At 73.4% G+C, this 19,421-nt stretch carries 20 protein-coding genes and 1 pseudogene; 11 read left to right on the top strand and 10 right to left on the bottom strand.

Annotated elements, in window-relative coordinates; translation table 11 throughout:
* A pseudogene (locus ACH495_RS21695) lies at nt 1–1,658 on the bottom strand (hypothetical protein); the annotation flags it as partial.
* Nucleotides 1,659–1,818: 160 nt separating this feature from the next.
* On the opposite strand from ACH495_RS21695, the gene ACH495_RS21690 reads away from it, so the two are divergent.
* From ACH495_RS21690 to ACH495_RS21680, 3 genes are read left to right on the top strand one after another with little or no spacing between them, the layout of a single operon-like run.
* Nucleotides 1,819–2,670 carry an ABC transporter permease gene (locus ACH495_RS21690; protein WP_396859518.1) on the top strand — a complete coding sequence of 284 codons (852 nt, stop codon included), beginning with the start codon at nt 1,819–1,821 and terminating at the stop codon, nt 2,668–2,670.
* 19 nt (nt 2,671–2,689) lie between these two features.
* A complete protein-coding gene (locus ACH495_RS21685) occupies nt 2,690–3,511 on the top strand; it encodes an ABC transporter permease (protein WP_396859517.1) in 822 nt (273 codons plus the stop codon).
* Complete coding sequence (locus ACH495_RS21680) at nt 3,508–4,494, top strand: ATP-binding cassette domain-containing protein (RefSeq protein ID WP_396859516.1); 987 nt, start codon at nt 3,508–3,510, stop codon at nt 4,492–4,494. Before ACH495_RS21685 ends, ACH495_RS21680 begins: the two co-directional genes overlap by 4 nt.
* Before the next feature lie 20 nt (nt 4,495–4,514).
* Here the strand turns inward: ACH495_RS21680 and ACH495_RS21675 are convergent, their stop codons facing one another.
* The 3 genes from ACH495_RS21675 to nadA all read right to left on the bottom strand — a co-directional run bounded on the left by ACH495_RS21675 (nt 4,515) and on the right by nadA (nt 7,940).
* Nucleotides 4,515–5,162 (bottom strand): DUF3043 domain-containing protein, encoded by a 648-nt coding sequence (locus ACH495_RS21675; RefSeq protein WP_396859515.1) that lies wholly within the window; start codon nt 5,160–5,162, stop codon nt 4,515–4,517.
* Nucleotides 5,163–5,192: 30 nt separating this feature from the next.
* Entirely contained in the window at nt 5,193–6,548 is a 1,356-nt protein-coding gene (gene murA / locus ACH495_RS21670) for a UDP-N-acetylglucosamine 1-carboxyvinyltransferase (RefSeq protein ID WP_089157291.1), read from the bottom strand.
* Between the two features lie 216 nt (nt 6,549–6,764).
* On the bottom strand, nt 6,765–7,940 hold the full coding sequence (gene nadA, locus ACH495_RS21665) for a quinolinate synthase NadA (RefSeq protein WP_396859514.1): 1,176 nt from the start codon (nt 7,938–7,940) through the stop codon (nt 6,765–6,767).
* A 43-nt stretch (nt 7,941–7,983) separates the two neighbouring features.
* Between nadA and ACH495_RS21660 the strand changes: the two genes are divergently transcribed.
* The 4 genes from ACH495_RS21660 (at nt 7,984) to ACH495_RS21645 (ending at nt 11,364) form a co-directional block, all read left to right on the top strand.
* Nucleotides 7,984–9,144, top strand: coding sequence for a glycerate kinase (locus tag ACH495_RS21660; RefSeq protein ID WP_396859513.1), 1,161 nt, complete (start codon nt 7,984–7,986; stop codon nt 9,142–9,144).
* A gap of 138 nt (nt 9,145–9,282) precedes the next feature.
* Nucleotides 9,283–9,654, top strand: coding sequence for an iron-sulfur cluster insertion protein ErpA (gene erpA / locus ACH495_RS21655; RefSeq protein ID WP_396859512.1), 372 nt, complete (start codon nt 9,283–9,285; stop codon nt 9,652–9,654).
* 187 nt (nt 9,655–9,841) lie between these two features.
* The gene (locus tag ACH495_RS21650) at nt 9,842–10,816 is read left to right on the top strand and encodes a carbohydrate kinase family protein (RefSeq protein WP_396859511.1); all 975 of its coding nucleotides are present in this window, start codon (nt 9,842–9,844) and stop codon (nt 10,814–10,816) included.
* Complete coding sequence (locus tag ACH495_RS21645; protein WP_396859510.1) at nt 10,813–11,364, top strand: AAA family ATPase; 552 nt, start codon at nt 10,813–10,815, stop codon at nt 11,362–11,364. Before ACH495_RS21650 ends, ACH495_RS21645 begins: the two co-directional genes overlap by 4 nt.
* 158 nt (nt 11,365–11,522) lie before the next feature.
* Here ACH495_RS21645 and ACH495_RS21640 read toward each other — a convergent pair whose 3' ends face one another.
* Both ACH495_RS21640 and ACH495_RS21635 read right to left on the bottom strand, forming a co-directional pair.
* Nucleotides 11,523–11,762: a sulfurtransferase TusA family protein gene (locus ACH495_RS21640; protein ID WP_396859509.1), complete on the bottom strand. Its 240-nt coding sequence runs from the start codon at nt 11,760–11,762 to the stop codon at nt 11,523–11,525.
* A gap of 55 nt (nt 11,763–11,817) precedes the next feature.
* Nucleotides 11,818–12,969 (bottom strand): cysteine desulfurase family protein, encoded by a 1,152-nt coding sequence (locus tag ACH495_RS21635; protein ID WP_396859508.1) that lies wholly within the window; start codon nt 12,967–12,969, stop codon nt 11,818–11,820.
* A 169-nt stretch (nt 12,970–13,138) separates the two neighbouring features.
* On the opposite strand from ACH495_RS21635, the gene coxB reads away from it, so the two are divergent.
* Both coxB and ACH495_RS21625 read left to right on the top strand, forming a co-directional pair.
* Complete coding sequence (coxB, locus tag ACH495_RS21630) at nt 13,139–14,110, top strand: cytochrome c oxidase subunit II (protein ID WP_396859507.1); 972 nt, start codon at nt 13,139–13,141, stop codon at nt 14,108–14,110.
* Nucleotides 14,111–14,120: 10 nt separating this feature from the next.
* The gene (locus tag ACH495_RS21625; protein WP_396859506.1) at nt 14,121–14,549 is read left to right on the top strand and encodes a cytochrome c oxidase subunit 4; all 429 of its coding nucleotides are present in this window, start codon (nt 14,121–14,123) and stop codon (nt 14,547–14,549) included.
* Nucleotides 14,550–14,908: 359 nt separating this feature from the next.
* Here ACH495_RS21625 and ACH495_RS21620 read toward each other — a convergent pair whose 3' ends face one another.
* From ACH495_RS21620 to ACH495_RS21605, 4 genes are all read right to left on the bottom strand, one after another.
* Nucleotides 14,909–15,115 (bottom strand): hypothetical protein, encoded by a 207-nt coding sequence (locus tag ACH495_RS21620; RefSeq protein ID WP_396859505.1) that lies wholly within the window; start codon nt 15,113–15,115, stop codon nt 14,909–14,911.
* 120 nt (nt 15,116–15,235) lie between these two features.
* A complete protein-coding gene (trpD, locus tag ACH495_RS21615; protein ID WP_396859504.1) occupies nt 15,236–16,282 on the bottom strand; it encodes an anthranilate phosphoribosyltransferase in 1,047 nt (348 codons plus the stop codon).
* Between the two features lie 79 nt (nt 16,283–16,361).
* Nucleotides 16,362–16,760 (bottom strand): hypothetical protein, encoded by a 399-nt coding sequence (locus ACH495_RS21610; protein ID WP_396859503.1) that lies wholly within the window; start codon nt 16,758–16,760, stop codon nt 16,362–16,364.
* Nucleotides 16,761–16,813: 53 nt separating this feature from the next.
* Complete coding sequence (locus ACH495_RS21605; RefSeq protein WP_396859567.1) at nt 16,814–17,779, bottom strand: cytochrome c oxidase assembly protein; 966 nt, start codon at nt 17,777–17,779, stop codon at nt 16,814–16,816.
* Between the two features lie 111 nt (nt 17,780–17,890).
* Between ACH495_RS21605 and ACH495_RS21600 the strand changes: the two genes are divergently transcribed.
* Both ACH495_RS21600 and ACH495_RS21595 read left to right on the top strand, forming a co-directional pair.
* A complete protein-coding gene (locus ACH495_RS21600; RefSeq protein ID WP_091059316.1) occupies nt 17,891–18,490 on the top strand; it encodes a heme-copper oxidase subunit III in 600 nt (199 codons plus the stop codon).
* Nucleotides 18,491–18,562: 72 nt separating this feature from the next.
* Nucleotides 18,563–19,396: a c-type cytochrome gene (locus ACH495_RS21595; protein ID WP_343445866.1), complete on the top strand. Its 834-nt coding sequence runs from the start codon at nt 18,563–18,565 to the stop codon at nt 19,394–19,396.
* The last annotated feature ends 25 nt before the right edge of the window (nt 19,397–19,421 follow it).

Below are 19,421 nucleotides of genomic sequence, written 5' to 3'. Positions count from 1 at the left end.
CCGGGCATGCCGGACGCGGGCATGCCGGACGCGGGCATGCCGGACGCGGGCATGCCGGACGCGGGCATGCCGGACGCGGGCATGCCGGACGCGGGCATGCCGGACGCGGGCACGCCGGCTCCGGGCCCGCTGTGGACGGGAGCGCCGGAGACGGGCGCGGTGGCGGCCGGTCCGGCGGACGCCCGCCGGTCGTGCTCGGCAGCCGGGCGGTGGATCTCGTCGTAGCGACCCGGCGCCGGCGGAGCGGACCGCAGCGGCTCGGCCGGTCGGGCCGGCGGTTCCGGTCGCGCCGGTGCGTCGCCGGCACGGACCGGTGTGTGCTCGTCGGGGTGTCCCGGCCACTGTGCCGGCCGGGGCCGGTACTCGGAGGGCCCGACGGGCGGCCGGGCGTCCCGGGGCTCCGGGCGGGGGCGGGCCGGGCCGTCCTGCTCCGGGCGGCGGCCGTCGCGGCGCGGGTCGTCGGTCGGGCGGACCGGGTACCCGTCCGGGGCCGGCCGCTCCGCGGGCGGGCGGGACCGCTCGTCGGGCCGGTACGCGGCCGGCTCGCTACGCGGTCGCCGCTCGATCACCGGCCACTCGCCCTGCGGGGCGTGCATCCGGTCGGCCGGCGGAGGCTGGCCGTCCCACCGTCTGTCGACCGAGGGACGCGGGGCGCCGTGCCGGTCGGTCCCGGTGGGGACGGCGGGGTCCCGGCGCGGCGGGCCGTCCGCCCACCGGCCGCCTCCCGGCTCGCGTCGGTCCGCCGGGGTACGCGGTCCCGGTTCGCGCCAACCGGCACGGCCCGGCTCGCCGTACGACGGCGTGCCGCGCTCGGGCGGGGGAGCGGCCTGACTGTGGCGGTCCGCCGGTCGGCCGGGTGCGGGATCCCGCGCCGCGTCGGCCGCCGGCCCGCGTCGGCCGTCGGACACGGCCTCGCGACCGTCCACCAGAGGACGGTGCCCGTCCACCGGCCGGCGGCGCTCGGACCAGCCCGCCGCGGGTTGTGGGAGTTCGCTCGGCTCCGGCATCCAGCCCGGCGCGGGCGGGGCGGACCGGTGTGACGGTGTCCCCGGGTGTGTCCAGCGCTGGTCGAAGCGTTCGGGCGAGGAAGGCGGGCCGGGCGGGGTCCGGTCCGCCGGCCGGGGCCGTCGACTGTCCGTGCCGGACCGGTCCGGCACGCCGCGCCACTCACCCGGCGCGCCGACCGGACGCTGCCCGGACGGCTCGTCCGGCCCGGCCGGGCTGACGGGGTACGTCCCGCGCGGTCCGGCCGGGCTGACCGGGTACGTCCCGCGCGGTCCGGCCGGGCTGACGGGGTACGTTCCGCGCGGTCCGGCGGGGCTGACCGGGTACGTCCCGCGCGGTCCGGCCGGGCTGACCGGGTACGTCCCGCGCGGTCCGGCGGGGCTGACGGGGTGCGCCCCGCGCGTGCCCGCCGGGCTCACCGGGTACGCGTCGGACGGCGCCGGGCTGATCGGGTGCGCGGTGTCGGGGGCGGGGCTGACCGGGCGTACCTCGGCGCGTCCGACCACGGCCCGGCGACGCGGCGGGGGCGTCAGGTGTTCGAGGCCGATGTCACCCGGGTAGCGCTGCCCGGGAAACTGCGGCTGCCACTCGTGGGTGGGCTCGAGCGCCCAGGCTGGTTCGGCCGGCTCGCGCCAACTGCCCCAGCCACTCATCGGCAGCCTCTTCCGCGGCTCGCGCGGCGCGGCCCCGGAACCGGCTCGCGTCGCTCGCTCACGGCGGTGTCACCTCGTTGGAAATTGTCGCGCTGGGGCGTCGGACGTGCCGTAGAGTCGCCCGGCCAGCACGTCTTGGCTGCGGAAGGAGGGTAACGGCGTGGGCTCGGTCACCGCCACTGTGGCGTCACCCACCGACGGACACGTTACCCCATGGTTTCGGACATTCGGCGCGATAGTGGCGGCTGGCTTCCGTCGACACGCCACCTACCGCCAGGCGGCCGTGGCCGGCGTGGTGACCAACACCGTGTTCGGCTTCCTGCGCTGCTACATCTTCCTCGCCGCCACCGGCGCGGCGGGCACCGTCGCCGGCTACGACCGGGCGCAGCTCGCCACGTTCGTCTGGGCCGGGCAGGGGTTGCTGGCGGTCATCGCCATCTGGGGCTGGACCGACCTGGCCGACCGGATCCGCTCCGGCGAGGTGGCCGCCGACCTGCTGCGGCCGGTGCACCCGGTGACCAACTATCTCGCGGTCGACCTGGGTCGGGCCGGGTTCGCCGCGCTCGCCCGGCTACTGCCCCCGCTGGTGGTCGGCCCGTTCTTCTTCGCGGTGTACCTGCCCCGCCACTGGGCCACCGTGCCGCTGTTCCTGCTCTCCGCCGTGCTCGCGGTGGTGGTCTGCTTCGGTGCCCGCTACCTGGTCAACGCCACCGCGTACTGGTTGCAGGACGTCCGGGGCCCGATGATCCTCTGGACGCTGGGCTCGGGCGTGCTGGCCGGGCTCTACTTCCCGCTCGGCTTCCTCCCGGGCTGGTTGGAGGCGACCCTGCGCTACGCCACCCCGTTCCCGAGCCTCCTCCAGGTCCCGCTGGACGTGCTGGTCGAGCGGGAGTCGATGTCGACGGGTCTCGGCCTGGTCGGGCTCCAGCTCGGCTGGGCGGTGCTGCTGCTGGCGCTCTGCCGGTTCGTCCAGCGCCGGGCCGAGCGCCGCCTGGTGGTGCAGGGTGGCTGAGCACGCCAGTGCGCCCAGGGTGGCTGAGGTGGGGGGCGGGGGTGGGGCGCTGCGGGCGTACCGGGCGCTGCTCGGCGCGCAGGCGCGTGCGCAGGCGGCCTACCGCACGTCGTTCGTGGTCGACCTGGTCGGCAACGTGGGCGCGACCGTGTTCGACGTGGTCACCGTCCTGGTGATCTTCGGGGTGACGCGGGAGCTGGGCGGCTTCACGCTGCGCGAGACGCTGGTAGTGGTCGGGCTGTCGTCGTGCGGGTTCGCCGCCGCCGACCTGCTGGTCGGCAACGTCGAACGACTGCCCCGGTACGTGCGCACCGGCCTCTTCGACGCGGTGCTGGTCCGCCCGCTCGCCGCGCTGCCGCAACTGCTCCTGATGGACCTGCCGCTGCGCAAGGCGTCCCGGGCCGTGTTCGGGCTGGCCGTGCTGCTGTTCGCGCTCGCCTCGGCCGGGATCGACTGGACCCCGGGCCGAATCGCGCTGGCCGTGGTCGCTCCGCCGGCCGCGGTGGTCTTCTTCGCCTCGGTCTTCGTCACCACCGCCACGGTGTCGTTCTACTGGGTCGACTCCGGCGAGCTGGCCAACTCGGTCACCTACGGCGGGCGCGACTTCACCTCGTACCCGATCACCGTCTTCGGCGGGTGGTTCCGCGCGGTGTTCGCGTACGGGATGGGGTTCGCCTTCGTCAGTTACCACCCGGCGCTGGCGCTGCTCGGCCGCGCCGACCCGCTCGGCCTGCCGACCTGGGTGGGTTGGGCCGCGCCGGGCGTCGCGCTGGTCGCGGCGGCGGTCGCGGCGCTGTCCTGGCGCGTCGGGGTCCGTCACTACCGGAGTACGGGGTCATGAGCGTCATCGAGATGGACGGGCTGCGCAAGGAGTTCACGGTGCGGGTCCGGGCCGGGCGGTTGCGCCGCGAGAAGCGGACGGTGACCGCGGTCGACGGGATCGACCTGCGGGTGGAGCGCGGCGAGATGCTCGGCTACATCGGCCCGAACGGCGCCGGGAAGTCGACCACGCTGAAGATGCTCACCGGTGTGCTCATGCCGTCGGCGGGCCGCGCCCGGGTCTGCGGGCTGCGGCCGGTCGCCGACCGGACCCGGTTGGCGCTGCGCATCGGGGTGGTGTTCGGGCAGCGGTCCCAGCTCTGGTGGGACCTGCCGCTGCGGGACTCGTTCGACCTGCTGCGGCACGTCTACCGGGTGCCGGCCGCCGCGCACGCCGCGCGGCTGGCCCGGTGCCGCGACCTGCTCGACCTGGACGCGTTCCTGAACATCCCGGTCCGGCAGCTCTCCCTCGGCCAGCGGATGCGCGGCGAGCTGACCGCGGCGCTGCTGCACGGCCCGGAGGTGCTCTTCCTGGACGAGCCGACCATCGGCCTGGACGTGGTGAGCAAGCAGGCGGTCCGTGGCTTCCTGGCCGAGCTGGGCCGGGCCGGCGACACCACGCTGGTGCTCACCACGCACGACCTGGCCGACATCGAACGGCTCTGCCACCGGCTGGTGGTCATCGACCACGGCCGGGTGGTGCACGACGGTTCGATCGCCGAGCTGCACCACCGGTACGGCTCGCGCCGGATGGTGGTCGCCGAGCTGGACACCGCGCTGGCCGAGCCGCCGGTGCTGCCCGGCGCGCCGGTGCAGCGGGTGGAGGCCGACGGGCGGCGGCTGGTCTTCGCGCTGGAACGAGCGAGCGTCGCCGAGGTGGTGGCCGGGCTGGCCGGCCTGGCCACGTTGCGGGACATCTCGATCGTGGAGCCGGACATCGAGGAGGTCGTCGCCCGCCTCTACCGCAGCGAAAGGAGGGGCCCCCTGTTAACGCCTGGCGTATAGGAAGGGGCCCCGCTTAACACTCAGATCTTGTCGCCGATGGCGACGCGAGGGGCGGGGGCGCGCATCTTGCGGAACGTGATCGACCGCATGATCGCGTAGAAGTAGAGCGAGCCGAGCTTCTCGGTGCTCTTCGGGAAGCGCTCGCGGACCAGCTTCTTGATCTTCCGGGCGATCAGCACCGAGTCGATCAGCACGCCCAGGGCCAGCGCGCCCCAGAGCAGGTTGGACAGCAGCCGCACGATCGGCGGCATCGCCTGGTTGGAGCCGACCAGCACGATAAGCGCGCCGCCGAAGAACCAGGTGCCGACCGTACGCCGGGAGTCGACCACGTTGCGGGCCAGCAGCCGCTCCGGGCCCCGGTCACGCGGGCCGCCCTCGCGGCGGAACTCGGCGGCGGACTCGGCGCGCGCCACGCGGCGCTGCTCCCGGGCCTCCTCCTTGGTCAGCGGGCGGGCCGGCGCAGCCGGCCGGCGACCGGCGGCCGGGCGCTTCGGGGTGGTCCGCCCGAGCTCCTTCTTGCTGGGCGTGTAGCCCCGGGGCCGGGCAGCGGCGGACTCCTCGTCGGTCGTCACCGTGGTGACGGACTCCTCGACGAGGTCGGCGGACTTGCGGCGAAACAGCGACGGCACGCCGGCAAGGGTAGCCAACCGGTCGAGCCCGGTGCACATCGCGGTGCACCGGGCTCGGGAGACGGCGGGTCAGGGACGCTCGACGTGCGCGCCCAGGTCGGCCAGCTTGGCCTCGAAGTCCTCGTAGCCCCGGTTGATCAGGTCGACGCCGTACACCCGGGAGGTGCCCTCGGCGGCCAGCGCCGCGATGAGGTGGCTGAAGCCGGCCCGCAGGTCCGGGATGACCAGGTCGGCCGCGTGCAGCTTGCTCGGGCCGGCGATCACCGCCGAGTGCTTGAAATTGCGCCGGCCGAAGCGGCACGGGGTGCCGCCGAGGCAGTCCCGGTAGACCTGGATGTTGGCGCCCATCGTGTTCAGCGCCTCGGTGTAGCCGAGCCGCTGCTCGTAGACCGTCTCGTGGACGATCGACAGGCCCCGCGCCTGGGTGAGCGCGACCACCAGCGGCTGCTGCCAGTCGGTCATGAAGCCGGGGTGCACGTCGGTCTCCAGTGCCACCGCGTTCAGCTCGCCGCCCGGGTGCCAGAACCGGATGCCGCCCTCCTGGCCCGGGTCGCCGAGCTTCGGCGGCCGGGCGTCGGTGACCTCGTACTCGCCGCCGACGGAGCGGAAGATGTTCAGGAACGTCATCATGTCGGCCTGCTGCGCGCCGAGCACCTCGACGTGACCGCGGGTGGCCAGCGCCGCCGCCGCCCAGCTCGCGGCCTCGATCCGGTCCGGGATCGGCCGGTGGGTGTAGCCGTGCAACTTCTTGACGCCCTGGATCTCGATCACCCGGTCGGTGTGGACCTTGATGATCGCGCCCATCTTCTGCAGGATGCAGATCAGGTCGATGATCTCGGGCTCGACCGCGGCGTTGCGCAGCTCGGTGACGCCCTCGGCCATCACCGCGGTCAGCAGCACCTGCTCGGTGGCGCCGACGCTCGGGTACGGCAGGGCGAACTTGGTGCCGTGCAGCCCGTTCGGCGCCGACAGGTGCAGGCCCTCGGGGGTCTTGTCGACAGTCGCGCCGAACTCGCGCAGCGCCTGGAGGTGGAAGTCGATCGGGCGCGGGCCGATGTGGCAGCCGCCCAGGTCGGGGATGAACGCGTGGCCGAGCCGGTGCAGCAGCGGCCCGCAGAACAGGATCGGGATCCGGCTGGACCCGGCGTGCACGTTGATCTGGTCGGTGCTGGCGCTCTCGACGTTGGACGGGTCGAAGACCAGCTCGCCGTCCTCGGTGCCGTCGGTCACCTTCACCCCGTGCAGGCCGAGCAGCCCGCGGACCACCTCGACGTCACGGATGCGGGGCACGTCGAACAGTCGGCTGGGTGTGTCGCCGAGCAGGGCGGCGACCATCGCCTTGGACACGAGGTTCTTCGCGCCGCGCACGCGGATCCGCCCTTCGAGCGGAGTGCCTCCGTGTACGACCAGGACGTCGTCGGTCAACGCAACCTCCAGCGCGTTGGGTGTTGCCGTGTAGGTGGGGGGGTTCGCGATTGCTCATCGCTACCCGGATCGCGGCCATGGGAAAACCGGCACGCGTATGTCGTCGCCCCGGCAGCATAGCCCTCCGTGACGAGAATGGAATCGGTCACATCGCCAGCGGGGGCACGAACCGGGGCCTCCGGTGCGTTTCCGTGCCAGCGAACTCACCGAGAGTGATCAGGTGCCCGGTAGCGCCAGCATCTGGTCCAGCGCCGCGCGGGCGTGCCCGGCGGTTTCCGGATCCACCGTGATCTGGTTGACCACGCGGCCGGCGACCAGCTCCTCCAACGCCCAGACCAGGTGCGGCAGGTCGATCCGGTTCATCGTCGAGCAGTAGCAGACCGCCCGGTCGAGGAACATGATCTGCTTGTCCGGGTGGGCCAGCGCGAGCCGCCGGACCAGGTTCAGCTCGGTGCCCACCGCCCACGCCGAGCCGGCCGGGGCCGCCTCGATGGCCTTGATGATGAACTCGGTGGAGCCCACCAGGTCGGCGGCGGTGACCACCTCGTGGCGGCACTCCGGGTGCACCAGCACGTTCACGCCGGGCACTCGGGCCCGCACGTCGTGCACGCTCTCCAGCGTGAACCGGCCGTGCACCGAGCAGTGCCCGCGCCACAGGATCATCTTCGCGTCGCGAAGCTGCTCCGGGGTGAGCCCGCCGCCCGGCTTGTGCGGGTCGTAGAGCACGCAGTCGTCCAGCGAGAAGCCCATCTCCAGCACCGCCGTGTTGCGGCCCAGGTGCTGGTCGGGCAGGAACAGCACCTTGCGGCCCTGCTCGAACGCCCAGTCCAGGGCGCGCTTGGCGTTCGACGAGGTGCAGACCACGCCGTCGTGCCGGCCGACGAAACCCTTGATGTCGGCCGAGGAGTTCATGTAGGTCACCGGGACGGTGTCCGCCGCCACGCCCACCTCGGTCAACGTGTCCCAGGCGGCCTCGACCTGCGACAACGCGGCCATGTCGGCCATCGAGCAGCCGGCCGCGAGGTCGGGCAGGATCACCTTCTGCGCGTCCGAGGTGAGGATGTCCGCGCTCTCGGCCATGAAGTGCACGCCGCAGAAGACGATGTATTCGGCGTCCGGGCGGGCCGCCGCCTCCCGGGCCAGCTTGAACGAGTCGCCAGTCACATCGGCGAACTGGATGACCTCGTCGCGCTGGTAGTGGTGGCCCAGCACGAACACCTTCGTGCCGAGCGCGGCCTTCGCGGCGGCCGCGCGGGCCACCAGGTCGGGATCGCTCGGCGCGGGGAGGTCACCCGGACACTCCACGCCACGCTCGGTGGCGGGATCGCTGCCACGGCCGAGGAGCAGCAGCGCAGTGGCGGTGTTGGAGGGCTCAACCCAGGTCGACGTCACACCCCCATGGTCCCACAGCCCGGCCGCCGCGCAGCCGCCGCCGATGTGGCCTGCCACACTGCTCGGCATGCGCGTGCTGCTCTGTCCGGACAAGTTCGCCGGCACCCTGCCAGCCCCGGAGGTGGCCGCCGCGGTCGCCGACGGCTGGCGGACCGTCGCCCCCGGCGACGACCTGCTGCTGAGACCGCTGGCCGACGGCGGGCCCGGGTTCGTCGAGGTGCTCGCCGGGGCGCTGCCCGGACGGCGGCTGCCGGTGCCCACGGTCGACCCGCTGGGCCGCCCCGCCGCCGGTGAGATCCTGCTCACCGACGACGGCGTGGCCTACCTGGAGAGCGCCCAGGCGTGCGGCCTGCACCTGCTGTCCGCCGCCGAACGCGACCCGAAGGCCACCACCTCGTACGGGCTGGGACTGCTGATCGCCGCCGCGGTCGAGGCGGGGGCGCGGACCGTGGTGCTCGGGCTGGGCGGCTCGGCCACCAACGACGGCGGCGCCGGCATGCTCGTCCCGCTCGGCGTCACAGCACTCGACTCCGCCGGCCGGGCGCTGCCGTACGGCGGGGCGGCGCTGGCCGCGGTGGCCGCGCTCGACGGCGTACCCCGGTTGCGCGGCGCGGCGCTGGTCGCCGCCACCGACGTGGACAACCCGCTGCTCGGGCTGCACGGCGCGAGCAGCGTCTTCGGCCCGCAGAAGGGCGCCGACCGGGCGGACGTGCTGCTGCTGGACGCCGCGCTGGAGCGCTGGGCGGACGTGCTGACCGAGTCGCTGCCCGGCTGCCCGGCCGGGCTCGGCGCGCTGCCCGGCGGCGGCGCGGCCGGCGGCCTCGGCGCGGCGGTGCTGGCCCTCGGCGGCCGGCGCGAGTCCGGCATCGGCCTGGTCACCCGCGCGGTCGGGCTGGACACCGCGCTGGACGTCGCCGACCTGGTGATCACCGGCGAGGGCTCCTTCGACCACCAGTCGCTGCGCGGCAAGGTGGTCGCCGGCGTGGCCGGGGCGGCCCGCGACCGCGGTGTGCCGTGCGTGGTGCTGGCGGGACGGGTGAGCACCGGGCGACGGGAGGCCGCCGCGGTCGGCGTGACCGAGGCGCACAGCCTGGTCGAGCACTTCGGCGGCGAGGAGCGCGGGGGCGTGGCGGCGGCGATGGAGCGGCCCGCCGAGGGGCTGCGGGCGCTCGGCGCCCGGCTGGCCGGCCAGTGGAGCCGCTGACCGGCGTTCCGCTGGTCACGCCGACGGGTGGCGGCGCCGACAGCGGCGTACGATCGGACACGGACCACCGGGAATACTGGCGGACGTGCGGCGTTGGCCAGTACGTCCGGACCTCATACCGCGCAGGGAGACTTCCACGTGACCACGCCAGCGCAGACCGAGTCGACCGAGGCCACCCAGGCCCCCAGCAGCGTCGTCCTCACCGACGTCGCGGCGCAGAAGGTCAAGGCCCTGATCGAGCAGGAGGGCCGCGACGACCTGCGGCTCCGGGTCGCTGTGCAGCCGGGTGGCTGCTCCGGCCTGCGATACCAGCTCTTCTTCGACGAGCGGTCGCTCGACGGTGACGTCGTCACCGACTTCGGCGGTGTCGAGGTCGTCGTCGACCGGATGAGCGCCCCCTACCTGACCGGCGCCACCATCGACTTCGCCGACCGGATCGACGCCCAGGGCTTCACCATCGACAACCCGAACGCCGGCAGCTCCTGCGCCTGCGGCGACTCGTTCAGCTGAGTCGACGGGCCGAAACGCCCGACGAACGACGGCGGGACCACCCCTCGGGGTGGTCCCGCCGTTTCGTGCTGTCCGCCCGGTGACATCCGGATGTGCGGGGGACGACCGGTTCGCGACCGACCGTCGACCGGGCCACCGGAACGACCGGTAGGCTGACCGCGCCGTGCTCCCGACCACGAGGGTTGACATGAAGATCGCCGTGACCGGCTCGATCGCGACCGACCACCTGATGAGCTTCCCCGGCCGCTTCGCCGACCAGCTCATCGCGGACCAGCTCGACAAGGTCTCGCTCTCCTTCCTCGTCGACGAGCTGGTGCTCCGGCGCGGCGGCACCGCGGCCAACATCGCGTTCGGCATGGCCCAGCTCGGGCTGCGCCCGGTGCTGCTCGGCGCGGTCGGCGCCGACTTCGCCGACTACCGCTCCTGGCTGGAGCGGCACGGCGTCGACTGCGACTCGGTGCACGTCAGCGAGGTCGCGCACACCGCCCGCTTCGTCTGCACCACCGACACCGACATGTGCCAGATCGCGTCCTTCTACGCCGGGGCGATGAGCGAGGCCCGCAACATCGAGCTGGACCCGGTCGCGCAGCGTCTCGGCGGCCTCGACCTGGTGCTGGTCAGCGCCAACGACCCGGCCGCGATGATCCGGCACTCCGCCGAGTGCCGGGACCGCGGCTACTCCTTCGTCGCCGACCCGTCCCAGCAGCTCGCCCGCATGGACGGCGCGGACGTGCTCGGCCTGGTCGACGGCGCCGACTACCTGATGACCAACGAGTACGAGAAGTCGCTGCTGCAGAGCAAGGCCGGCCTGACCGACGAGCAGCTGCTCGACCGGGTGAAGGTGCGGGTGACCACGCTGGGCAAGCACGGGGTGGAGATCGCCGGCCGGGAGATCGGCACCATCCGGGTGCCGATCGCGCGGGAGATCCAGGCGGTCGACCCGACCGGCGTCGGCGACGGCTTCCGGGCCGGTTTCTTCGCCGCCCTCGACTGGGGCGTCGGGCTGGAGCGCGCTGCCCAGGTCGGCTGCCTGCTGGCCACCCTGGTGCTGGAGAACTTCGGCGGCCAGGAGTACGAGGTCCGCCGGGACCTGTTCGTGAAGCGGCTCGCCGAGTCGTACGGGGAGGCGGCCGCCGAGGACGTCCGGCCGCACCTGCTGTGAGCGGCCCGGCCGGCGGGGTCGGCCCGGACGCGGCCCGTCCCGGCTCGGGCGGCCCGGTGCTGGTGGCCTTCGCCGGGCTGCCCGGCGTGGGCAAGAGCACGCTCGCGGTCCGGGTCGGCGCCGCGCTGCGCGCCCCGGTCCTGCCGGTCGACCCGGTCGAGCGCGCCCTGGGCCGTTACGGCCTCGTCGGCGACGTGCCCGGGATGGCCGCGTACGGCGCGGTCGCCGGGCTCGCCGAGGTGCAGCTCGGCCTCGGGCTGAGCGTGGTGGTCGACGCGGTGAACCCGGTCGCCGCCGCCCGCGGCCTCTGGCACGACCTGGCCGAACGGGCCGGCGTGCCGCTGCGGGTGATCGAGGTGCACTGCGGTGACGAGGCCGAGCACCGGCGCCGGGTCGAGGGCCGACCGCCCGGCGAGCACGCGACCGTGACCTGGGAGCAGACGCTGACCCGTCGCGCCCAGTACGAGCCGCTGATCGGCCCCCGCCTGGTGGTCGACACCGCCGTGGCGACCGACCCGCTCCCCGGCATCCTCGCCTACCTGACCTGACCCCACCCCCTCACCCCGCCGCCGAGCGCGCAGATTCACGGAAAGCGTGGCTTACCGGCCGGAATTAGCCACACTTTCCGTGAATCTGCGGAGGCGCGGGGCGGGGGAGCGCGGGAGCGCGGAGCGCGGGAGCGCGGGGGCAGGGCGCGGGGGCGGGGTCAGTGGGTGCGGCGGATGTCGTAGGCGGGGCCCTGGTCGGGGTGGGCGGCGAGGAACTCGTGGCCGCGCATCCGGCAGAACGCCGGGATGTCCACGGCCGCGGCCGGGTCGTCGGCCAGCACCCGGACCACTGCCCCGGCCGGCAGGTCGGGCAGCCGGCGGGCCAGGTTGATCACCGGGAGCGGGCAGCGCTGGCCCCGGCAGTCGAGCACCTCGACCGGCTCGCTGTCCGCGCTCACGGGGTCACCTCTCGAGCCGGCCCGGCGAGCCCCGCAGCCGCGAGCATGCTCGCGCTCACAGGCCGGTCACCCCCGCCTCCGCGCGCAGGGCCGCCACGATGCCGGGCAGTTCGGCCAGGAACCGCTCCACGTCCGCCTCGGTGGTGTCCCGGTGCAGCGACACCCGCACGTTGCCGTGCGACAGCACCCCCATCGCCTCCAGCACGTGCGACGGGCGCAGCGTCGACGACGTGCAGGACGAGCCGGAGGAGACCGCGAAGCCGCGCCGGTCCAGCGCGTGCAGCAGCGCCTCGCCGTCCACGTACAGGCAGGAGAACGTCACCAGGTGGGGGAGCCGGTCCACCGGGTCGCCGACCACCTCCACGTCCGGCACCTCCGCGGCCACCCGGGCCCGGATCCGGTCCACCAGCGGCGCCAGCCGGGCCGCCTCGGCCGCCGCGTCGGCCGCCGCCGCGCGCAGGCTCGCCGCCGCGGCCACCACCGCCGGCAGGTTCACCACCCCCGGGGTACGCCCCGACTCCCGCTCGTCGGCCGGGAACGGCGACTCCCACCGGGTGCCCTTGCGCACCACCAGCAGCCCGACGCCGGGCGGCCCGCCCCACTTGTGGGCGCTGGCGGTCAGCACCGACCAGCCCGACGGCAGCGGCGCCCGGCCGACCAGTTGGGCCGCGTCCACGTACAGCGGGACGCCCGCCTCGGCGCACCGCTCCGCCGCGGCCGGCACCGGTTGCACGGTGCCCACCTCGTGACTGGCCCCGATCAGCGCGGCCAGCGCCACGCCGGGGGCGGCCACCGCCGCCGCCCAGGCGTCCAGGTCGAGCCGGCCGAGCCGGTCCACGGGTACGGAGACCGCGTCGCCCCCGCCGGCGACGTGCCGTTCCGCCGCGTGCAGCACCGCCGAGTGCTCGATCGCCGAGTGCGCCAGCGTCGTGCCGGCCCGCCGCCGCCCGGCCAGTCCGCCCAGCACGGCGGCGTGCGCGGCGGCCGTACCGCTGGGGGTGAAGGAGAGTTCGTCGGCGCGGACGCCGAGCGTCTGCGCGGCGGCCTCCCGGGCGGCGTCGAGGAGTTGGCGGGCCCGGCGGGCCGGCGCGTAGAGCCGGGCCGGGTCGGCCCAGCCGTCGTCCAGGGCGGCCAGCAGCGCCTGCCGCGCGACCGGATGGAGCGGTACGGCGGAGGCGGCGTCCAGGTAGACCGGGGAGGCGCTCATGGTCCGTCACGCTATCGCCCGGCTGCGCCCACTATCTCCCCGAAGGGGGCGGACAGTGACCCCAAGACGGCCAGGCCCGCCATGGTCGAGTAATCTGCGACCGTCGGTGACGCCTTTGCCGTCGGTGTCAGAGAACAACCGCCGCGGCGCGCTAGGGAGGCAGGACCAGGTGGTCGCAAGGAGTTCGGAGGTACGGCCGTCGGCCGTACGGCACAGCGCTTCCCCGGGGGCCGGTGGGCGCCGGCGGCGTGGTGCTGGTCGACTCGCCGGGCTCGGTCTCGGCGGAGCGGCGCTGCTGGTTCTGCTCACCGGCTGTGACGTCGGCAAGACGTTCGCCGGGTTCGGCTGGCCGCAGGGGGGCATCACGCCCGAGTCGCACCGGATGTACGACCTGTGGATCGCGTCCTGCATCGCGGCGCTGGCGGTCGGCTTCTTCGTCTGGGGCCTGATCTTCTGGTGCGTCATCCGCTACCGCAAGCGCGGCAACGAGCTGCCGGTGCAGACCCGCTACAACCTGCCGATGGAGTTCCTCTACACCATCGCGCCGATCCTCGTGGTCTCCGTGCTCTTCTACTACACGGCGGTCGTGCAGACCGACGTGAACAAGGAGACGAAGAACCCCGACGTCACCGTCGAGGTCGTCGCGTTCAAGTGGAACTGGCAGTTCAACTACCGCGACGGCCAAGGTCGGGACGCCAACACGGTCGCCTCGACGCTGGGCACCAGCGAGGTCATCCCGGTGCTGGTGCTGCCGAGCGGCCGGTCGATCCGGTTCGAGGAGCAGAGCCGCGACGTCATCCACTCGTTCTGGGTGCCGGAGCTGCTGTTCAAGCGCGACGTCATGCCGGGCAGCATCCGCAACACGTTCGAGGTCTCCAGCATCGACCAGGAGGGCGCGTTCGTCGGCCGCTGCGCCGAGCTGTGCGGCAGCTACCACGCGTTCATGAACTTCGAGCTGCGGGTCGTCTCGCCGGAGAAGTTCGAGCAGTTCCTGGCCGCCAAGAAGGCCGGCAACTCGACCCAGGACGCGCTCAAGGCGATCGGTGAGCCCGAGTACGCCACCGAGACGAAGCCGTTCGACACGCGGCGCAACACCGCCAACTTCAACCCGTCCGACGCGTCGGCCGGCGCGGGAAGCTGAGGGGTTCGGCATGAAGACCGAGTGGAAGATCTTCCTGACCATCGCCACGTTCCTCCTCGGCGCGACAGTGCTCTACGGCGCCTGGACGTACGGCGACAGCGGCGGCCGCGTCGAGTGGGTCGGCACGGTGGCGCTGCTGCTCTCCTTCCTGCTGTGCGCGATGTGCGGCGGCTTCTTCTGGTTCGTCTCGCGGCGCATCGACCTGCGCCCGGAGGACCGGCCGGACGGCGAGATCGCCGACGGCGCCGGTGAGATCGGCTTCTTCAGCCCGGGCAGCTACTGGCCGTTCGGCCTGGCCCTGGCCGCCGCGATCGCCGGCCTGGGGCTCGTGTTCTGGCAGTTCTGGCTGCTGGGCCTGGGCCTGGTGGCGGTGGTCTTCGCCGCCTGCGGGCTGCTCTTCGAGTACTACTCGGGCACCCGCCGCACCGCCGAGCACTGATCCGCTCCGTCTCCGCCGCAGGCCCGCGCCCCCTCCGGGGACGCGGGCCTGCCGCTTCTCCCCGCCCGTTCCGCCGGCCGCCGGCCCCCACCCGCGTGATCAAGGGGTTCGTGTCTGCGCGAGTGCTCTTCTCCGACGCCAACTCCTTGGTCACCGGAGTGGTGGGCCGCCGGGGGAGAGGACACGCGTGACGCGTCCGGCCGGGGTCGCCGGAGATCTTGGTAATTGGTGGCCCCTCCAGGGGCCAGTTCGTACCAAGATCTACGCGTTTCTCGGGAAGCGGGAGCTGGCTCTCGTGGAGTGGAACGCGGGCGGCGCCGGCCGTGCTCGGCGGTCATCCTGCCCGGTGCGGGATGAGGTCAGGCGGCGTGACGGTGCAGGGGGCGCGGCGCGCGCCGGCGGGACCGCGTCGAGGGGCGGAACGGCACGGTGGCGATCAGCACGGCCGCGCCGCAGCCGGTGCAGGCCAGCTCCGGGCAGTCGGCGCCGTGCCCGTCGCCGCAGACCGGCGCCTCGAACAGCACGACGCCCTCACAGGTGTCGCAGTAGAGCTCGCGATCCGACACGGGCGTCTCCTCTCGCTCCGGTGCCGGCGGTGGCGGGGGGCCATCGCCCGGCAGAGCTTTCCACCGAAAGCGGAAAATTACTCCCCTGTAGTTTGGCACGCGGGTGTGACAGGAACCCGGTCAGGCGGTGCGCGCGACCGCCAGCCAGCGGTCCAACACGGTCGCGGCGGCACCCGAGTCGACCGACTCGGCGGCCCGGTCCAGGTTGGCGCGCAGCGCCTCGTGCAGGTCGCCGTCGAGCGGGCCCTGGGTGGACAGCGCGACCGCGGCGTTCACCAGCACGGCGTCCCGCACCGGCCCGGTCTCGCCGGCCAGCAGCCGCCGGACCACGTCGGCGTTGTAGACGGCGTCTCCGCCCCGCAGGTCGGCGAGGGTGGCCCGGGGCACCCCGAGCTCCGCCGCGTCCAGCAGCGACTCCCTGACGGTGCCCTGCTGCGCCACCCAGACCCGGGTCGGCGCGCCGGTGCTGAACTCGTCCAGCCCGTCCTCGCCGCGCAGCACGACCACCGAGTCGCCGCGCGCCGCGAAGACGGCGGCCATCACCGGCGCCATCCGCCGGTCGAAGCAGCCGACCGCGCCGGCGCGGGGCCGCGCCGGGTTGGTCAGCGGGCCGAGGAAGTTGAACGCGGTGGGCACGCCGATCTCGCGCCGGACCGGACCGGTGTGTCGCATGCCGGGGTGGAACCGGGCGGCGAAGCAGAAGCCGATGCCGGCCTCGGTGACGCAGCGGGCCACCTGCTCCGGGGCCAGGTCGAGCGGTACGCCGAGCTGCTCCAGCACGTCCGCGGTGCCGCAGGAGGAGGAGGCGGCCCGGTTGCCGTGCTTGACCACCCGGACCCCGGCGCCGGCGACCACCAGCGCCGCCATGGTGGAGATGTTGACCGTGTGCGCGAGGTCGCCGCCGGTGCCCACCACGTCGAGCGCGGTGGCGCGGACCTCCTCGGGCAGGTGCACCGGCACGGCGCGGGTCAGCATCGCCTCGACCAGGCCGCCCAGCTCGGCCGGGGTCTCACCCTTGGTGCGCAGCGCCACGGCGAAGCCGGCGATCTGCGCCGGGGTGGCCGAGCCGGCCATGATCTCGCCCATCGCCCAGGCGGTGTCGGCGGCGGAGAGCTCCTCGCCGCGCAGCAGCGCGTTGAGCAGCAGCGGCCAGGTCCGTTCGCCCATGGCAGGGCCTCCCGAGCGGCGTGAGGGAAAGCGGTTGGGGGCGCGCCACGGCCGCGTCGCCGTGGCGCCGCGGGGCGGCTCAGGCCGCGGCGTGGGTGCGGCGCAGCAGCTCGGCCACGGTGCTGCCGGCGGTCACCGGGTCCAGCGGGTGGGTCAGCGTGGCGTCGACCTCGGCGTACGCGGCGAGCCAGCGGTCGGCGGCGCGGGCCAGCACCACGCAGGTCGGCGGCGCGTCGTCCCGGTCGTCCTTGATCTGCCGGGCGATGCCGATGCCGCCGCCCGGGCTCGCCTCGCCGTCGAGCAGGAGCAGGTCGATCTCGTAGTCGTCGACCAGCCGGACGCAGCCGGCGTAGTCGGACGCCTCGACGAACTCGATCTCGATGCCGGGCGCCGGGCGGGTGCCGACGGCGAGCCGCATCCGGTCCCGGACCTTCGGGTCGTCGCTGTAGAGCAGGACGGTGCAAAGACGATCGCTCATCGTGACGTGGCTCCCACCTCGTAGCTGCCCGCTGATCGTAGCGGGCGTCACATTCAGCCGGTGGGCCCGGCCCCGGCTCCGGTGTTCGCCTCGGTGGCGAGCTGGCGGGCCTCCTGGCGGTCCAGCTCGCGGTCCAGCCGGCGGGCCTCGCGCTCGGACTGTTTGATCCACTGCACCACCAGCACGGCCAGCATGGTGACGCTGACGAACTCGCCGCCGGCCCAGAGGATGCCGCCGGCGACCACCTGGTCGTTGCGCGGGTCGGACCAGGCCAGGTTCAGCGACGGGTACCAGTCGCCGCCGAGCAGCGTGGTGCTCTGCATGATGGTGAGCCCGAGCACGGTGTGGAACGGCACCGAGAGCAGCATGAGCAGCGCGCGGGCCGGGTACGGCCAGCGCCCGGGCAGCGGGTCCAGGCCGAGCAGCGGCCAGAAGAAGACGCAGCCGGTCATGATGAAGTGCGCGTGCACCAGCTCGTGCGCCCACTCGTGGCGCAGGGTGAACTCGTAGAGGTTCGAGAAGTAGAGCACGAACGGGTTCGCCACGAAGATGGCGAACGCCACCAGCGGGAAGCTGTAGACCCGGGCCACCCGGCTGTGCACGATCGCGAGCAGCCGCTTGCGGGGTCGCAACGGCAGCGTGCGCAGCGCCAGCGTCACCGGGGCGCCCAGGGCCAGGAAGATCGGCGCGATCATCGACAGCACCATGTGCTGCACCATGTGCACCGAGAGCAGCGCGGTGTCGTACGCGCCGAGCCCGCTGACCGTGACCAGGGCGATGCCGCCGAGGCCGGGGCCGAGGAACGCCACGGTGCGCAGCACCGGCCAGCGGTCGCCGCGCAGCCGCAGCCGGTGCACCCCGTAGAGGTAGAGCCCGGCGGCGAGCACCAGGCCCAGCGTGAGCCAGCTCTCCAGCCGGGTCTCGGTGAGCACCCGGGACACGGTGAACGGTGGCGGGGCGGCCTCGCCTCCCGCTGCCAGGGTCGCCGAGGTGACGGCGAGGATCTGATCGACGTGCAGCACGCTTTTCAGGGTAGGTCAGGCGAAGCGGACGGCCACGATCGGGCCACTGCGGGCACCGGTTTGGCACCCCGCTGATCGTCGGTCCCGGTCAAGGGCAATAATGACCGCGTGACTGCGGCCCCAGCCATTGACAAGAGCCGGATCCACTCCCTGACGCGTCCCAACATGGTCAGCGTCGGGACGATCGTGTGGCTCTCCAGCGAACTCATGTTCTTCGCGGCGCTGTTCGCGATGTACTTCTCGATCCGCGCGGCGGCGCCGGAGCAGTGGGAGAAGCACACCGAGGTTCTCAACATCCCGTACGCGACCACCTTCACGGTGATCCTCGTGCTCTCCTCGGTGACCTGCCAGCTCGGTGTCTTCGCGGCCGAGAAGGGTGACGTCCACGCCCTGCGTCGGTGGTTCACGATCACCTTCGTGATGGGTCTGATCTTCGTGCTCGGTCAGGCGAACGAGTACCGGACCCTGGTGCACGAGGGCGTCAAGATCAACGAAGACGGGTACGGGTCGATGTTCTACCTGACCACCGGCTTCCACGGTCTGCACGTGACCGGCGGGCTGATCGCCTTCATCATCTTCATGGTCCGCACCACCATGGGCCGGTTCACCCCGGCGCAGGCGACCTCGGCGATCGTCGTGTCCTACTACTGGCACTTCGTCGACGTCGTGTGGATCGGGCTGTACGCCATGATCTACTGGCTTCAGTGATCTTGGCGCGTCACGAACCGCGCCGCTGCTCCGTCCCCTGAGACAAGGTCCAACCGGTTAAGGACACAGGTCATGACTTCTGACAACGACCGCCGACGCGGTCTGCTCGCGCGGCTGCGCGGGCGGCCCGTGGCGCGCAGCAGGGGCCGCCGCCGGCTGGGTGCCGCGGTCCGGCTGGCCGCCGCGCTGATGCTGGCCGGCGGCGCCTACACCGTCTTCGCCCCGGGCGTGCAGGCGCAGGACAACCCGCCGCTGACCGCCGCCGGCAACGAGGGCAAGGCGCTGTTCGACGTGAGCTGTGTGACCTGTCACGGTCGCAACGCCCAGGGCGTCGAGGGTCGGGGCCCGAGCCTGATCGGCGTCGGGTCGGCGTCGGTCGAGTTCCAGGTCGGCAGTGGTCGCATGCCGATGGCCCGGCAGGAGGCGCAGGCCATGCGCAAGCCTCCGCAGTTCACCGACGAGCAGGTGCGCCAGCTCGGGCAGTACATCCAGGAGCTCGGCGGCGGCCCGCAGGTGCCGTCGGGCAACCTGCGCGACGGCGCCAACATGTCCACCGGTGGCGAGCTGTTCCGGATCAACTGCTCGCAGTGCCACGCGTTCGGCGGCGGCGGCGGGGCGCTCTCCTCCGGCAAGTACGCGCCGAGCCTCAAGCCGGCCAGCGACCGGCAGATCTACGCCGCCATGCTGAGCGGCCCGCAGAACATGCCGGTGTTCGGCGACAACCAGATCACTCCCCAGGAGAAGGCGGACATCATCGCCTACATCCAGGAGACCCTGAAGAGCGACCAGGACCAGGGCGGTTTCAACCTGGGCCGGTACGGCCCGTCGACCGAGGGTCTGGCGATCTTCCTGGTCGGCATCGTCGCGCTGGTCTTCGCGAGCCTGTGGATTGCGGGCAAGTCGTGACCCAGGCGAACATCTGTATCATTGC

Source organism: Micromonospora sp. NPDC018662 (assembly GCF_044391475.1).
Taxonomy (GTDB): Bacteria; Actinomycetota; Actinomycetes; order Mycobacteriales; family Micromonosporaceae; genus Micromonospora.
Note: the sequence above shows the minus strand (reverse complement) of the source record. Positions and strands in the feature narration are given on the sequence as shown.

Bases quoted from the DNA above. Each gene is read 5' to 3' on its own strand.
- ACH495_RS21680 (WP_396859516.1), top strand. From the start codon at position 3,508: ATGAGCGTCATCGAGATGGACGGGCTGCGCAAGGAGTTCACGGTGCGG.
- ACH495_RS21675 (WP_396859515.1), bottom strand. From the start codon at position 5,162: ATGTGCACCGGGCTCGACCGGTTGGCTACCCTTGCCGGCGTGCCGTCG.
- ACH495_RS21660 (WP_396859513.1), top strand. From the start codon at position 7,984: ATGTGGCCTGCCACACTGCTCGGCATGCGCGTGCTGCTCTGTCCGGAC.
- ACH495_RS21650 (WP_396859511.1), top strand. From the start codon at position 9,842: ATGAAGATCGCCGTGACCGGCTCGATCGCGACCGACCACCTGATGAGC.
- ACH495_RS21635 (WP_396859508.1), bottom strand. From the start codon at position 12,969: ATGAGCGCCTCCCCGGTCTACCTGGACGCCGCCTCCGCCGTACCGCTC.
- ACH495_RS21625 (WP_396859506.1), top strand. From the start codon at position 14,121: ATGAAGACCGAGTGGAAGATCTTCCTGACCATCGCCACGTTCCTCCTC.
- trpD (WP_396859504.1), bottom strand. From the start codon at position 16,282: ATGGGCGAACGGACCTGGCCGCTGCTGCTCAACGCGCTGCTGCGCGGC.
- ACH495_RS21610 (WP_396859503.1), bottom strand. From the start codon at position 16,760: ATGAGCGATCGTCTTTGCACCGTCCTGCTCTACAGCGACGACCCGAAG.
- ACH495_RS21595 (WP_343445866.1), top strand. From the start codon at position 18,563: ATGACTTCTGACAACGACCGCCGACGCGGTCTGCTCGCGCGGCTGCGC.